The sequence below is a fragment of the Saccharopolyspora sp. NPDC050389 genome (assembly GCF_040655595.1).
Classification (GTDB): domain Bacteria; phylum Actinomycetota; class Actinomycetes; order Mycobacteriales; family Pseudonocardiaceae; genus Saccharopolyspora.
The window spans coordinates 1-16,089 of sequence record NZ_JBFAKG010000100.1; the positions used below are offsets into that span (position 1 = coordinate 1).

Genomic DNA, 16,089 nt, shown 5'->3' on the forward strand with positions numbered 1-16,089 from the left:
CACGGCATCGACCGCGTCCGCGCAACCGAGCACCTGCCCTACTCATTCCTTCAACACACCGGACTGTCACTCTAAAACACGAAGCTCAGTAAGGCCTCGATCGCGACACAGCCGCGCACCCTCGTACAGCGTCCGCGTCGCCCCACCCCTTGGGCGCCTCCCTGACCGGCACCCTCTCTGACCGCTACATGCGAGGGTTTGTGCCCAAAAACGGGACACACGATTGAGCAAAACGGACACATCTCAACCGTCCCCAAACAGGCACCGTTCTTGATATTGAGGATATGAACTACCTTCACACACCAGGAACTGCGTCACCACACAAACCGGGGGCAGTCATGTCATTTGTTGCCGGCGACGTCTCATCGCATGTCCAAGAATCCGAATCCCTGCAGAAACGAGCACGTGTAGCAGACGCAATAATCGCCGCCGTCATCCCAGAGCGCATACGCAGCGTGTACCATCACACGACACCGCCGCCTATGGCGGAATTGAGACGACTACCACGGGACGCCTCGATGGTGTACGCCATGGGCAGCGTGGACGGATCAGGACGAGTATCCGACCGTTCGGTCGCTCGCGCACTGGGGTGGTCATCCGGAGATCGACTCGTTGTCCATGTGAAGTCTGGCGTCGCCGTCTTCCGCCGCGATCTCGATTCCGGATCACTTACCCTCGCCGACAGATCCTACATCACCGTTCCGGCGCCCGTACGAGCTCTGTGCGGAATAAATAATGGAGACCGCGTCCTGCTAGCCGGAGCCATACATATCGGCGTACTACTCGTCCATCCCATGTCCGCCCTCGACGACATGATGCTGAAGTACCACACCCAGCCGCCGGAGACGGAATGATCAATGGATCCGAAAAAACTGGACGGTAGTACGAGAGACGGCCGTCTTGAGATTGACGCGGTTCATATCCTGCTGGAGAAACTGGGTATGCACCCAGCCGACTTACTCGACCACGACGCGACGCGCATATCCTCCCCCATTTTCGCGGAATACGTGCCCAAGGTTGCCGAATCGGCAACTCCAGGGGCCCGCAGGGTATACACCCCATACTGGACTCGGATCATCGACCGCTGGGGTGCTCGCCGATTAGATGAGCCTTCACCTTCTGAGATCCGTCAATTCGCCGGCCAGATACGAGCGCAGGCAATAACACGACGCAACAGCAGAGGTGGCCGTAGCGCCGAAGAACACTTCATCGGAGCGATGCGTTGCATTTACGCCCACGCGGTCGCCGACAGGCTGATTACAAAAGACGCCGACCCGGCAAGGCTTGTGCCAAAGCCCCGCCGCCTGCCAAGCACTCGACGCGCCGTGCCAGATAGTCGTTTGGCTGAGATCAGCCATGTGGTCGCCACGACGGGCAACGACCCGATCCTAGACTCGCTCCTCCTAAGACTCCACGTCGAATCCGCCTGCCGGCGTGGAGGAGCACTTGCCTTGCGCCCGAGAGACCTAGACCGAGAACAGTGCTTGATCTTCCTCCGCGAGAAAGGCGGAACCGTGCGGTGGCAGCCGGTCTCGCCGACACTGATGGCCCATCTGGTAGCGCACGCTGACCAACGTGGACCCCAAGATCCCGATGCGCCGCTGCTGAGGTACGCCAGCGGAAGGCCGATCACGGCCCGGCGCTACGACTACCTCTGGAACCGGGTGGGACGGCATCTTCCTTGGTCCGCGACCCAGCAGATCAGCATCCACTGGATCCGGCACACGACCCTGAAATGGGTCGAGCGCAACTTCGGCTACGCCGTAGCGCGAGCTTATGCAGGACACACCGACCGCGGGCACGAACCTTCGGCCACGACGACCTTGCCCTTGCCGAAAACTCATCCGCCCTGGTGGGAGGCAATGAGCGGGGTCATGGACGTTGACCATGGCCGCGGCTGGTGGAGCCTGGTGCACCGAGTGATCTCGCGGCATGCTGATCGACCGTGCTGCTGCGACTGGCCTACCTGACCACGACGAACGCGTTCGCGGTGCTGCGCCTGCTGCCGATGAGCAATCGAGAGAAGGACGCGGAGATTCTTGCGCTGCGTCACCAGCTCGCAGTGCTGGAGCGCCAACTCGGCAAGAGGAAGGCGCAGTTCGACCCGGCGGATCGGGCTTTCCTGGCGGCGCTGCTACACCGGCTTCCGCTGTACGTCCTGCGTCGGCTCCGGCTGCTGGTCCAGCCGGACACCGTGCTGCGATGGCACCGCGACCTGATCGCACGCCGCCACGCTGCCGCCTCCCGGCCGAAGCGCCCGGGCAGGCCACGCACCGTACGCTCCATCCGGGCCCTGGTGCTGCGACTGGCGACAGAGAACCCCACCTGGGGCTACAGGCGAGTACATGGCGAACTGCTCGTCCTCGGGGTGAAGGTGGCCGCGTCCACGGTGTGGGAAATCTTGCACCAGGCCGGTATGGACCCCGCGCCCGAACGGACCTCCAGTACCTGGGCGACCTTCCTGCGATCCCAGGCCGACGCTCTCCTCGCCTGCGACTTCTTCGAAACCGTAACCCTGTCCGGGGCACGCATGTACGTGCTTGTCGTCATCGAGCACGCCACCCGGCGCATCCGCATCCTCGGCGCGACCGCGCACCCGACCGTCTCCTGGGTGGCTCAGGCCGCGAAGAACCTCGTCATGGACCTTGAGGACGCCGGTTGCCGGGCCAGATTCATGATCCGAGACCGGGATGGGAAGTTTCCCGCCCTGTTCGACGCCATCCTCGCTGACGCCGGCATCGAGGTCATCCTCAGCGGCGTCCAAATGCCGAGGATGAACTCCATCATGGAGCGCTGGATACAGACCTGTCGACGCGAGCTCCTGGACAGGACGTTGATCTGGAACCAACGCCATCTCCTCCACACTCTGCGCGAGTTCGAGGATTTCTACAATGGTCATCGACCGCACCAGGGCATCGCGAACGCCGCTCCGCTACGCCCGCCGCCCGCACCCATCGCCGATCCGGAGAAGATCGCCCGCCTCGACGTACGCCGACGCGACCGCCTCGGCGGCATCCTGCACGAGTACCAGCATGCGGCATGACCAGCATGGATGGGGTTTCCGGCAAGGGCAACGTCACCACCAGCACCGTCGGCGTAGGCCAGGCAGCAGAGTAAGACACAAGCGGGTGACTTCCGAGTAGCAGAAGGCGGCGTCGACCCGCTCGTCGCGGTCTTCGATCGTGACGAAATGTTCGAGCTGACGACCGTTGCAGGTGTCGCACACACACTCCCAGTGGTTGGCCTGATCCGGCGTCAGCGGGATCGCAGCAGCCACCTTTTCCGTCCCCACATAGGAAAGACAATGCGGCACCAAAATCGACACGGGCCGCTCACCACCGCCGCCACCCCCGGACGTGACCGGGTAGAGGTGTCGCAGCGTGGGTGTAGTACCGACGGCGGCATACAGCGCTCCGAAACACAATGCTCCCAGCGCCGAAACGTCGCTGCGCAGCAGCAGGACCGGGGTGTCGAGAGCGACCAGCCGGAGCAGTCCTCGCAAGGCCGCCTGCACCCCGAGCGGGTCGTCTCTGTGCTCCAGGACGACCGCGACCGCAACGCCATGCGCCGAGATCTCATCGCACAGCTTCTCGACCTTGTCACGGCTCTTCAGTTCAGCCAACTCAGGTGGAGCAGCAGACATGCGACGGCGTCGTCCCCAAGCCCGCGGGTTTGCGCCAGAATACTCCGAAGGCCCGTGAGATCTCCCTCGCCGATGTATCCGGAGTCTGTGAGTACAGGTCCTTGCAGCCGACGCTGCGAAGCGATCCACTGCTCGTCGAACGTCGCTTCGGCGAGGTAGCGACTCTTCGCCGCCCACCTGGTCCGGTAGCTGCCAGGGACGCTGGGGCCAGCATGCCCGGCGCGAACAACCGGCCATCAGCGCAGCGCGCTCTGGTTGTGCAACAGGTTCTCCCACCAATGCCCGACCCGTACTGCAGGAAGTAGATGCTGCGCACCGGACCTACTCGCGTCCACAGTTGACCCGGCTCAGGCCGGGCAGCGAGCGGCCCGCCTGACCCGGGTCCCACCGGCCGGCAGCATCGCAACCGAATCTGCGGGCAGCCCCGGCGGACTCAGTGCTCGTCGTAGTGGTCGCCGTGGACGGCGTGGCGATGTCCGTCGTGGATGTAGTCGACGTGGTCACCGTGGGGAACGGCGACGTGGCCGCAGCCTTCACCATGGGCGTGCTCGTGCCCATCGTGCACGACGTGCTCGCCCTGCTCGCATTCGTCATAGTGGTCGTCGTGCACCCGATGTAGGTGCCCATCGTGCACGTAATCAACATGGTCACCGTGGGGAACCACCACGTGCCCGCAACCTTCACCATGAGCGTGCTCGTGCGCGGGGTGCTCTTGATGCGCCATCGTCACCATCGACCTTTCGCTCATTCCGAGCATTTCATTGACCCGAGAAGCCTAATCTCGAATGCAGCAATGCGCATAGAGACATGCGACCAGTCCGGCACCGCAGCAACGCGCTAGGGACCAAGCGCGATCAGCGGCGAGGCACTGCACGCCTACACCGATGAGGACTCTGGGCGACGGAGGCCGGACCACATCAGCGGGAGTGTCCCAGGACCAGGCCCGCGCCGAACGGCGATGGCAGACTCAGCCGGCGGCGCGGTGCCAGGTTTTCGACCGGAGCTGGGCGTTCCACATGCGTGCGTAGCGCCCGGTGGGATCGGCGAGCAGTTCGTCGTGGGCCCCTGCTGCACGATCTGTCCGCCGCCGAGAACGACGATCTGATCCGCGGCCACGATGGCGGACAACCGGTGGGCGATGACGACCACGGTCTTCCCAGCCGCTTGCGCTGTCCCCAGGTTCGCCGCTCCCGCTGTTCCAGGGCGCACTACAGGAGAGCTGAGACAGCGCGGTGGATCGTCGTCAGGACTGCGTTGCGGCGCGGTACCAAGTAGAAGTGATCGCCTGGGAGGACCACGACGTTGCACCGCTCCCGGGTGAGCTGTCGCCAGCCCTGTACCTCCGCCACGGTGGTCTCGGTGTCGTCGGCGGCGCACAGCGCTGTGATCGGGCAGTCGAGCAGGGGCGGCGAACCCACCGGCCGGTAGGTCTCGTTCACCCGGTAGTCCGCGCGAACCGTCGGCAGGAGGAGGCTTCGCACCTCTGGGGACGCCAGGACGTCCGCACGATCGGGCATGAGTCTGGCGAGCTCGGCGCACAGCTCGTCGTCCGAGCGCTGATGGAAGTCGTCAGCTCGGTGGTGTTGCGGAGGCTCCTTCGCCGAGACCACGAGGTGACTCGATTCCCTGCCTAGCTCGCGGCGCAGTGCCTGCGCGGTCTCATACGCAACGGTGGCTCCCAAGCTGTGTCCGAACAGGACGAACGGGCGGTCGAGCCGGTCGCGGATCCCGGCGACGACGTCCTCGACTAGTTCTGGCATTGCTCCGCAGGCCGGCACGTCCCAGCGGTCCTCGCGCCCCGGGTACTGAATCGCGCAGACCTCGACCTCTGGCGGCTGCGATGACGACCACGACCGGAAGAAGCTCGCCGCGCCGCCGGCGTGCGGCATGCAGAACAGCCTCACCCGAGCCGCAGGCCTCGGGTCGTAGCAGCGCAGCGCCGAATCCGAATGCTGCAGCACAGGCCATCCTCTCCCGGTTGATCGACTTGGCGTCACCAGTCGTCACCATCCGTGTTCTCTCTTGACACGGCCGTGATCGTTCGGAGCATAATTGAAAACGATTGTCGTTTTCTTGTCTAGGGCGCCGACGCTCTGTGATCAGAATCCGACCTCGCCTGATCTCCGAAGGAGGACCATGAGCGCGACCCCGACGGGATCGTCGGTCGACCTCGCTGCCGTTGCCGAGGCCCTCGCCGAGGTGATGGACGTGCCAACCAGCACGATCGAGACCGACACGCCCCTCGTCGAGCTGGGCCTGGAGTCGTTCACCGCGGTGCGGCTGCGCCGCCGCCTTCGCGAGGAGCTCGAGCTCGAGCTCCCGCTCACCGCTTTCCTCGGCGCGGCAACGGTTCGCTCGATCGCCGAAGGCGTGGTCGAGCCAGGTGAGGCCGCCGGGTCGTTCCCGCTCACCCCGATCCAGTCGGCCTACTGGGTCGGCCGCGACTCGGCGTTCCCGCTGGGCGGGGTGGCGACTTTCTTCTACCGGGAGCACGACCGGATCCCGGCCGCAGACCCGGAAGCCGATCTGGACCGCCTGAGCTCGGCGTGGAACGCGCTGGTTCGGAGGCATCCGATGCTGCGCATGGTCGTGGGCGAAGACGCCCGCCAGCGCGTGCTGGACTCCGTGCCGCGCTACGAGATTCCCATCGCCGATCTACGGCGCGTCGATCCGGCGACCGCCGAAAGCACCGCCGCCGAGTTGCGGCACGCCTGGTCGCACCAGGTGCGCCCGGCCGACCGCTGGCCGTTGTTCGACATCCAGGCGATCCTGCTGCCCGATGGCCGGACACGGCTGTGCATGGGGATCGACGTGCTCGCGCTGGACCTAGCCGGGTTGATGCAGTTGCTCGCCGAATGGGGCGCGTTGGTCGAGGATCCGTCGACAGAGCTGCCCGCACTGCGCACGACTTTCGCCGATGTGGTCCGCAAGCGGGAGTCCGACGCTGACGAGCAGCGGCGCCGGGATCGTGATCGTGCCTACTGGGCGGAACGTGCCCCGTCGCTTCCGCCCGGCCCGGTCTTGCCGTTGGCGTGCGACGTCGACCAGGTGCGCAACCACCGGTTCAGCAGGGCGTCGACGACGCTGGCGCCGGCGGAATGGGAGGCGCTGCGCGCGAGTGCGGCCGATCACGGTCTCAGCCCGACCGGAGTGCTGCTCGCGGCTTTCGGACTCACCCTGGCTCGTTGGGGCGCGATGGAGTCGTTCTGCCTGAACACCACGCTGTTCGACCGGCCCGACGACCCCGAATTGGAGTCGCTGGTCGGCGACTTCACCTCGACCGCGCTAGTCGCGATGCCCGAGCTGGATCCCGCGGGGTGGGCGGGTTTCGCCGACTACGCGGCGCGCGCGAACCGGCAGTTCTGGGCCGACCTGGACCACCGGGCGGTGTCTGGCATGGAGGCGCAGCACTCCGCCGGGGAGCCCACGACGACACCGAAATACCCCGTCGTCTTCACCAGCGGGCTGGGACTGTCCGATGGACAGGGCAATCCTGCCGGGTGGCTCGGTGCAGAGGTCTTCGGCATCTCGCAAACCCCGCAGGTGTTGCTGGACCACATCGTCTATGCCGAAAGCGGCGCGCTGAAACTGTGCTGGGACTCGGTCGACGGCGCTTTCCCCGAAGGTTTCGTCAGCGGCATGCTCGACGCCCACACCCGCCTGCTGCACCGGCTGGCCCACGACCCCGCTGCCTGGACCGACACCGCTCTCGGCTGGGACCCATCGTTCCTGCCGGCGGAGAAGCTGACGAGTGCGCCGTTCGGTCCGGTCGGCTCGCTGCTCGACGATCCGCTGCGGGCAGCCGCCGAACGATGTCCGGACGAACCAGCTCTCCTGGACACCGAGGATTCACTCAGCCACAAGGAAGTTTCGTCGAACGCTGCGCAGACGGCTGCTGTGCTCGCGGCAGCCGGTGTCGGTCCGGGTGATCTCGTCGCGGTCGCGGTCGGGAAGAGCGCGGCGCAGATCACCGCGATCCTCGGGGTATGCGCCAGCGGTGCGGGCTATGTTCCGGTCGAGCCCTCGTGGCCGGCGAACCGCATCGCCTCCGCCTGCGCCCAGGCCGGCATCCGGCACGCCGTGGTAGGCCCCGACGCACAGGTGCAATGGCCCGAAGATGTCACAGTGCACCGTTTACCGGAAAGCGGCGCGCTCGGCGATGAAGCAGCGGAAACGCTGGCGCTGCGGCGGCCGGAACCAGATGACCTGGCGTATGTCATCTTCACGTCCGGGTCTACCGGACGCCCCAAGGGTGTCGCGATCGAGCACCGGGCCGCCCGCACCACGATCGACGACCTCGTCGATCGCTTCCCGATCGGTGCCGAGGACCGGATGCTCGCGCTGTCGGCGTTCAGCTTCGACCTGTCCGTGCACGACATCTTCGCCGTGCTCGGGGTCGGCGGAGCTCTGGTAGTTCCCGACGCCGAGCGGCAGCACGACCCGGGCCATTGGCTGGAGCTGATGCGTGAGCACCGGGTGACGTTGTGGAATACCGCTCCGGCGTTGTTGGAAATGCTGGTGGAGTACGCCGAGGTCGACCCCGAGCTGGCCCGGGAGGCGTTCGCACCGCTGCGGTTGGTGTTCCTGTCCGGGGACTGGATCCCGGTCACGCTGCCGGACCGGGTGCGCGCGCTTGCCCCGGTCGCGCAGATCGTCAGCCTCGGCGGCGCGACCGAGGCGTCGATCTGGTCGATCTGCCATCCCATCGGCGACGTGGAGCCCGGGTGGCGCAGCATTCCGTACGGTCGTGCGCTGCGGGGACAGCTGTTCCACATCCTCGACGAGCACGGCCGCCCGCAGCCGGTCGGCGAGCCCGGTGAACTGCACATCGGCGGCGGTGGCTTGGCGCGCGGCTACGTCGGGGACCCGGAGCAGACCGCCGACCGGTTCATCACCCACCCGCAGCTGGGCCTGCGGCTCTACCGCACCGGGGACATGGGGCGCTGGCGCCACGACGGGACGATCGAGTTCCTTGGGCGGCTGGACCGGCAGGTCAAGATCCGGGGACACCGCATCGAACTGGGCGAAGTCGAATCCGTGCTGGACCGGCTGCCCGGGATCCGCAAGTCGGTGGCGCTGTCGGTACCGGGCCCCGATGACCGGCCGCGCCTGGTGGCCTACGTCGTCCGGCACCCCGACGCCGAGATGACCGACGAGGACCTGCGCCGGCGGCTGCGCGAGAACGTTCCCGAGTACATGGTGCCCACCCGTTTCGTCACGATGGACGAATTCCCGGTCACCGCCAACGGGAAGATCGATTACAAGGCGCTGGAGAACCCGTACCGACGAGCCGCCGCGAACGATGCCGCCAGCGCGCCACCAGTCGCCGAGGCTCCCGCGATGGCCGATTCGCGGCCCGAGCCCGAAGCCGACCAGCCCGTCGAACGGGGTGTCGCGTTCGGGTTCGACGCGGCGCTCAACGACGCCACCGCCCGCGGCCTCGATGTCGCGATCACCTTCTCCCCCGGCGCGTTGTCACTGGCGGATGCGCTGTCCGCAGCCGGGGAAGGCGGCAAGCAGCTGCTGTCGGCCGCCGCGGCCGCCGGCCTGCGCACGACCGAGCGGTTGCGGGACGGGGCCCTCATCGAGCTCACCTTCAGCCGCGACGCGGGTTCATCCGCACCACCTGCGGTGATCCCGCCGCCGGCTTCCGCGCCCGCCACACCACCACCTCCACCGCCTCCGGCAGCGCCGTCGAGGCAGGTGGCGGAGGCCGAGGCGGCCATCCAGAAGGTGTTCGGCGACCTCTTGAAGTCCGAAGTGGACCCGACGACGCAGTTCTTCCAGCTGGGTGCCACGTCGCTCACCCTGGTGCAGGCCCAACGCAGGCTCAGCGCGGAACTCGATCCGGACCTCACGGTGGTCGACTTCCTGGCCAATCCCACGGTCCGCGACCTGGCCGCGGTGATCGCACAGCGAACGGAACCGGCCCCCGCTCGGCCCGCCTCGCCGGTTTCGGGCCGCCGCGCCGCCCGCGCGCACGCCGCGGAGGTGGCCCGATGATCGCCGTCACGGGTCTGGCCTGCCGCTACCCCGGAGCACCGGATGCCGCCTCGTTCTGGGACATGCTCGTCGCGGGCCGCGAAGGGATCACCCGCTTCACCGAAGCGGAGCTGGCTGCCCGCGGCGTTCCGTCGCGACTGCGCAACCGCCCGGACTACGTGCCGGTCGGCGGGCTGATCGACGGGCAGGACCTGTTCGATCCCGAGCCGTTCGGCCTCACCGACGCCGAAGCCGCCCTGCTCGACCCCCAGCAGCGGCTCTTCCTGGAAGCGGCCTGGCAGGCGTTGGAGCAGGCCGGGCACGGCTGCGGGCTGGGCGCCGGCTCGGTCGGGGTTTTCGCCGGGGCCGCGCACAGTTCCTACCTGGCCGGCAACCTCGCCGACCGGTGGAGCCCGACCGGCGGCGGCGCGGATCCGGTGGGCAGCCTGCAGACCGCGATGGCCACGCACGCCGACTACCTGCCGCTGCAGGTGGCCTACCGGTTGAACCTGACCGGTCCGGCCATCGCGGTGAACACGACGTGCTCGACGTCGCTGGTCGCGGTGCACACCGCCGCGCAGTCGCTGCTCAACGAGGAATGCGACACCGCCGTCGCGGGCGGTGTTTCGCTGATCGTTCCGCAGGGGCACGGATATCTGCACGTGGCCGAGGGGATCTATTCCGCCGATGGCACAGTGCGTCCCTTCTCCGCCGAAGGTAGCGGCATCGTCTACTCGCAAGGAGTTGGAGCCGTCGTGCTGCGACGGCTGGAAGACGCACTGGCCGATGGCGATCCGGTGCTGGCGGTCCTGCACGGCTCCGCGGTCAACAACGACGGTGCCGACAAGGCGGGATTCACCGCGCCGTCGTTGCGCGGGCAGGCGCGGGTGATCGCCGAGGCGCAGGCGATCGCCGGTATCGATCCCCGGCAGGTCGGCTACGTCGAGGCGCACGGGACGGCCACGCGGCTGGGCGATCCGGTGGAAACGGCCGCGCTGCGGCGGATCTTCGGCGACGCGGGCCCGGCCTGGTGCGGGCTGGGGTCGGTGAAGAGCAACATCGGGCACGCTAACAGCGCTGCGGGCATCGCCTCGTTCATCAAGACGACGTTGGCGGTCCAGAACGGAATTCTGCCTGCGTCGCTGCACGCCGAACCGCTCAACGACCTGCTGCGGTTGGATGGTTCGCCGTTCGAGGTCGTCACCGAGACCAAGCAGTGGCAGGGCCCGGAATTGGCCGGGGTCAGCTCGTTCGGCATCGGCGGCACGAACTGCCACGTCGTGCTGGGCCCCGCGCCGAGCCGACCCGCGGCGCGATCGGACTCCCGGCCGCAGATCTTGATGGTGTCCGCGCACAGCCGCGCAGCGGCCGAGCAGACCGCAACGGCCATCGCCGAAGCCGAGCCCGCGGATGCGGCGGACCTCGCCCACACCCTGCAATCCGGACGACCGGCACTCCCCCACCGCGTCGCCACCGCCGTGCGCGGTAGGAACATCGCAGCGTTGCGGACCGGCACCGCAGTGCACGCACTACCCACCCCACCACGTGTGGTGTTCGCGTTCCCCGGCGCCGGAAGCCAATACCCCGGCATGGGCTCGCAGCTCTACGCCGAGGAGCCAGTGTTCCGCGACTGCGTCGACGAATGCGCTGAACTGCTGCGCCCGTTGCTGGGAACCGACATCCGTGAGGCTGTGATCGGCGACGCCGCGGAGCAACGCGTCCGCGACGCCGCCTACGGCCTGCCCGCGTTGTTCGCGGTGTCGTTGGCGACCGCTCGATTGCTGGACTCCTGGAACGTGCGTCCGGATGTGGTGCTCGGGCACAGCCTCGGCGAGTACACCGCCGCTGTGGTGGCCGGTGGACTCTCGCTGCCGGATGCCGCCCGGCTCGTCGCGGTCCGGTGCACCGAGGCGTCCCGTGCGGCTGGCGGCGGGAGCATGCTCGCGATCCAGCTCCCGGAAGCCGAGATGACCGGGCTGCTCGCGAACCACCCCGAGGTCGACCTCGCCGCTGTCAACGCACCCGATTCCTGCGTCGTATCCGGACCACGACCCGCTGTCGAAGCACTAGCCGCCAGCCTGGGCGACGACAAGCGCTCTGCGTTGCTCCGGGTCGATGCCGCGCTGCACTCGCGGCTGGTCGAGCCCGCGATGCCCGCACTCCGGGCCGCCGCCGAAGCCTTGCGGCCACGGTCGCTGGCGGTGCCGATGGTCACGACCGTCACCGGCACTTACGCGGACGCGGAGTTGAGCACGGCTGAGCACTGGGTGCGCCAGCTCCGGGATACCGTGCGGTTCTCCGATGCGTTGCGCACCGCCGTCGACGCCCCGGCGATCGTGGTGCAGGTGGGTCCGGGCAGTGCGCTCGCCGGCCTCGCCCGGCGCAACGGGCTGCCCGCGCTGCACACCGCGTTGACGACGTTCACCGCAGAGGAACCCGACGAAGCGATCTCCGTCCGCGATGCCATCGGCCAGCTGTGGGCGCACGGGCTCGACGTCGACTTCGCCGCTCAGCACGTCGAACGTCGTCTCATCGCCGCGCCGGGTTACGCCTTCCAGCGGCGGCGGTTGTGGATCGACCCTCCGCAACCCCGGCAGGTCCGCGCCGAAGACGAACCCGATGCCACCGAGCCGCTACAAATCCCGCGCTGGCAACAACTCCTGCCGCTCGATCGACCGACCTCGTTGCCCGGGCGATGGATCATCGCAGCCACTGCCGACGACGCCTTGGCCGCGGTCGTCCAGCGGGAGTTGACGGCACTAGGTGCGAACTGCGTTTTCCTCGGCGAGCCCACCGGCTCGGAACCGGTCGCCGGTGTGCTCCTGTTCGCCGGCGGCAGCGAGGACATCACGACCGAGATCCTCCGCCACGCCGAACTGTCACGCGTTCTCGGCGATCTGGAGCAGTCCCCGCCACTGCTGCTCCAGATCACCAGAGGTGGCAGCCGAGATCTTCCCGGCACCGCTCACGGTGCGCTACGAGTGCTCCCCCGGATCCTGGGCCAGGAGCTGCGCGGATTGCGGTGGCGGACGATCGATCTCCCCACCGGCTCGGATGATGCCGCGGCCGTCGTGGCGGAGATCGCCGACCTCAGCGCGGCGGAACGATCGTCGGCCCGGGAAATCGCGGTGCGTGGTGGCTCCCGGTGGCTGCGGGTGATCGTGCCGTGGCGCCCCAAAGCCGAGATTCCGCCGCCATCCGGCGGCCTCGCGCTCATCACGGGCGGGCTGGGAGATGTCGGGCTGACCATCACCGAGCACCTCGCCCGAGGCGGGTACCGCGTGGTCCTCACCTCGCGCACCGGCCTGCCAACCCACCCCGAACCCGGCAGCACCGCCGAACAACGGCTCCAAGCCATCCGGCGGCTCACCGAAACGGGCGCCCAAGTGGAGGTTCGCGCGCTCGATGCGGCAGATGTTCCTGGAACGACCGCACTTCTGCGCGAGCTGTCCCAGCAGGGGCGCCTCGATATCGTGATCCACGCGGCGGGCGTCGTCGCGACCACCGACGCGACTCCGCTCCGGGAGACCACCTCCGAACTCGTCGCCGCGCACATCACCGCCAAGGCGGGCGGAGCGCTCGCGCTGCGCGCGGCGGTCGACGAGCTCCCGTCCCGGCTCCGGCCTCGCACGGTGTTGTTGATGTCGTCGGTGACCACGCTGGTCGGTGGCATCGGTATGGGCGCATACGCAGCGGCCAACGGCTTCCTCGACGCCCTGGCGATGTCCGTCCGCGACGACTCGACCCGGTGGGTCAGCGCGGTGTGGGACGGCTGGCGGGTCGGCCCGCTGGGAGCGGAGCGCACCGTCGTGCTGGACCAGGCGTTGGACGCCGAGACCGGAATGGCGGCGCTGGACCGGATCCTCCACGGCACCACGCCGCCGGTGGTCGCGGTCGCCGCCACCTCGCTGGCCGATCGCATGACGCAGGCCGCCTTCATCGATCGCGCCGAAGCGCCGGGATGCTTGGCGGACCCCGCTGAAAGGGCCGTCGCCGAGCTGTGGAGCGAGCTGTTCGGCTCGCCCGTGACCTCGGCCGACGCGGACTTCTTCCTGCTCGGTGGGCATTCCCTGCTCGCGACACGGATGCTCGCGGCGGTGCGGGAGCGCTTCGGCGTCGATCTGCGGCTGCGCGACCTGCTGGCCCAGCCGACCGTCGCCGCGCTCGCGGCCCGCATCACCGCAGCCGAGCCTGCACCGGCCGAACACGCACCGGCAGCAGCGGCCGTGGCCCCGGATGGGACGTTCCCGCTGACGCGGGTGCAGCACGCCTACTGGGTCGGCCGCGACGGCGGCTACGAGTGGGGCGACGTGCCCTGCCACTTCTACCTGGAATACGACTGCGAGCACCTCGACGTCGACCGGTACGAGCGGGCGTGGCACCAGGTGTTCGCCCGCCACCCCATGCTGCGGACCATCATCACCCCGCAGGGCCGGGGGAAGTTGCTCGACGACGTGCCCGCCTACCGCATCCGGGTGCACGACCTGACGTCATTGCCGGAGGAGCGCCGGACGGCGCGGCTGGAGCGGCTGCGGGAGCGGATCAGCCGGCAGCCCGGGCCGCCGGATCGGTGGCCGCTGGTGCAGATCCAGGCCGCGCGGCTGCCCGGTGGTCGGGTTCGGTTGTTCATCGGCGTCGACGTGCTGATCTGCGACGCGGCGAGCTGGTGGATCATCGACCGCGAGCTGCGGCACTTCTACCGGGCACCGAACCAGCCATTGCCGGACATCGGGATCGACTTCGCCGCATGCGTCGCGGCGCTGGAACAACGCCGCCACAGCGAGCGGGGCGAGCAGGCAGCTGCCTACTGGCGCGGCAAGCTCGACGGGCTACCGGGCGGGCCCGCGCTGCCCATACGCGAGTCCGACGCGCCGACGCGATTCGTCCGGCGGGCCGCGGCACTGGATCCCGACGCTTGGGCCGCGTTGCAGGCCGCAGCTGCTCGGCAGCGGGTGACGCCCACGGCCGTGCTGCTTGCCGCCTATGCCGAGACGCTCGCGGCGTGGTCGGGTAGCAACCGGTTCGCCATCATGCTGACGTTGTTCGACCGCCCGGACATCCACCCCCAGGTGTCCGATGTGGTCGGTGACTTCACCTCACTCGTGCTGCACGCGGTGGACCACTCCGGGCCCGCATCCTTCCTGCAACGGGCCCGAGCCGCGCAGGACGTGCTGTTCGCGGACCTGGACCACCGGGACTTCTCCGGGCTCGAAGTGCTGGCCGAGCAGTCGTCCCGCCGCGGCCACCGGCTCTCGGTGCCCGTGGTGTTCACCAGCGCGCTGGGCCTTGAGGACGTCATCGGCGCGGAACACGATCCGGAATGGGCCGGCACGCAGGTCGCCGCGCTCAGCCAGACGCCGCAGACGCTGCTGGACCACCAGGCGCTGGAGCAGGGCGGGCGGCTGTTGCTGCAATGGGATGCCCTCGAACCTGTCCTGCCACCGGATCAGCTCGACCGGGCCTTCGCCGACTACGTCCAACGCGTCCAGCGTCTGGCCACCGATCCATCCACATGGGACAGCGCAGACGTCGCCGACGAGGACATCGCGTTGCCGGTCCGTCCGAGCGGCGGGCGGCACACGTTGTTCCTGATGCATCCGTCGGGCGGTGACGTCGTCTGCTACGCAGAACTGGCCCGGCTGCTCGACGACCGCGTGGACGTCGTCGCGCTGACCGATCCGGAACTGGTCGACGGCCGCGGCGCCACCGACGTCCCCGGGATGGCCGCGCGCTTCCTCGACGTGGTCCGCCGATCGCAGGAACACGGCCCGTACCTGCTCGGCGGCTGGTCCATGGGCGGCGACCTCGCGCACGAAATGGCCCGCCAGCTCCACACGCTCGGTGAGCGCACCGAGCTGCTGGTGATGCTCGACTCCAACGACCCGAGCTTCATCACGCACATCGACGGCAACCCGGACGAGGTGGAACTGGCTGTCATCTGGCGTTTCCTCGGCGCACTGGAGGGGTTCGTCGGCGCCGACCTCGGCGCGGGACCCAACGTGAACACCTCGGCGGTCATCGAGGCGGTCCGGCGGCTCCCGCCCGACCGGCGCTGGGACGAGATCGACCAACGGCTGCGGTCCGCGCGGCTGCTCGGGCGCCGCGACAGCTCCCGGCGGCGGATCGCGGTCTTCGCCCGGCACCTGCGGGCGTTGGCCGACCACGAGCCCGGTCTGCTGGACGACGAGAACACCAGAACATTGCTGGTCCGCGCCGAGCGCCCGGCACCGCGCAATTCCGGTATGGGCATGGGCGTCGACGACACCCCGCCCGGCCTGGCAGATCTGGGTTGGGGCCGTCACCTGGCCGGGCCGCTGGATGTGGTGGGTGTCGACGCCCACCACTACTCGGTGCTGCAATCGCCCGCGATCACGCAGGTCGCCGCGGCCATCAACGAAGCGCTGAAAACGGCGCTGGATCGCTGATCCACCACTCGTGCGCTTCCCGGCGGCCATGACCGCCGG

At 68.5% G+C, this 16,089-nt stretch carries 8 protein-coding genes; 4 read left to right on the top strand and 4 right to left on the bottom strand.

The annotated features are described in order from the left end of the window. Window positions 1–1,112: 1,112 nt before the first annotated feature. Window positions 1,113–1,358: a hypothetical protein gene (locus AB0I53_RS40980; RefSeq protein WP_358614487.1), complete on the bottom strand. Its 246-nt coding sequence runs from the start codon at window positions 1,356–1,358 to the stop codon at window positions 1,113–1,115. On the opposite strand from AB0I53_RS40980, the gene AB0I53_RS40985 reads away from it, so the two are divergent. Then, window positions 1,359–1,970 (top strand): site-specific integrase, encoded by a 612-nt coding sequence (locus AB0I53_RS40985; RefSeq protein ID WP_358614481.1) that lies wholly within the window; start codon window positions 1,359–1,361, stop codon window positions 1,968–1,970. It begins immediately after the preceding gene. Between the two features lie 20 nt (window positions 1,971–1,990). Next, window positions 1,991–3,043: an integrase core domain-containing protein gene (locus tag AB0I53_RS40990; protein WP_358614445.1), complete on the top strand. Its 1,053-nt coding sequence runs from the start codon at window positions 1,991–1,993 to the stop codon at window positions 3,041–3,043. A 33-nt stretch (window positions 3,044–3,076) separates the two neighbouring features. Here AB0I53_RS40990 and AB0I53_RS40995 read toward each other — a convergent pair whose 3' ends face one another. The 3 genes from AB0I53_RS40995 to AB0I53_RS41005 form a co-directional block, all read right to left on the bottom strand. Beyond that, complete coding sequence (locus AB0I53_RS40995; RefSeq protein WP_358614447.1) at window positions 3,077–3,622, bottom strand: hypothetical protein; 546 nt, start codon at window positions 3,620–3,622, stop codon at window positions 3,077–3,079. 454 nt (window positions 3,623–4,076) lie between these two features. Further along, on the bottom strand, window positions 4,077–4,373 hold the full coding sequence (locus tag AB0I53_RS41000) for a hypothetical protein (RefSeq protein ID WP_358614483.1): 297 nt from the start codon (window positions 4,371–4,373) through the stop codon (window positions 4,077–4,079). Window positions 4,374–4,851: 478 nt separating this feature from the next. Beyond that, window positions 4,852–5,604, bottom strand: coding sequence for an alpha/beta fold hydrolase (locus AB0I53_RS41005; protein WP_358614449.1), 753 nt, complete (start codon window positions 5,602–5,604; stop codon window positions 4,852–4,854). A gap of 175 nt (window positions 5,605–5,779) precedes the next feature. Between AB0I53_RS41005 and AB0I53_RS41010 the strand changes: the two genes are divergently transcribed. Together AB0I53_RS41010 and AB0I53_RS41015 are read left to right on the top strand one after the other, a co-directional pair. Further along, window positions 5,780–9,646: an amino acid adenylation domain-containing protein gene (locus tag AB0I53_RS41010; RefSeq protein ID WP_358614451.1), complete on the top strand. Its 3,867-nt coding sequence runs from the start codon at window positions 5,780–5,782 to the stop codon at window positions 9,644–9,646. Next, window positions 9,643–16,050 (top strand): SDR family NAD(P)-dependent oxidoreductase, encoded by a 6,408-nt coding sequence (locus tag AB0I53_RS41015; protein WP_358614453.1) that lies wholly within the window; start codon window positions 9,643–9,645, stop codon window positions 16,048–16,050. The genes AB0I53_RS41010 and AB0I53_RS41015 overlap by 4 nt, the downstream gene beginning before the upstream one ends. The last annotated feature ends 39 nt before the right edge of the window (window positions 16,051–16,089 follow it).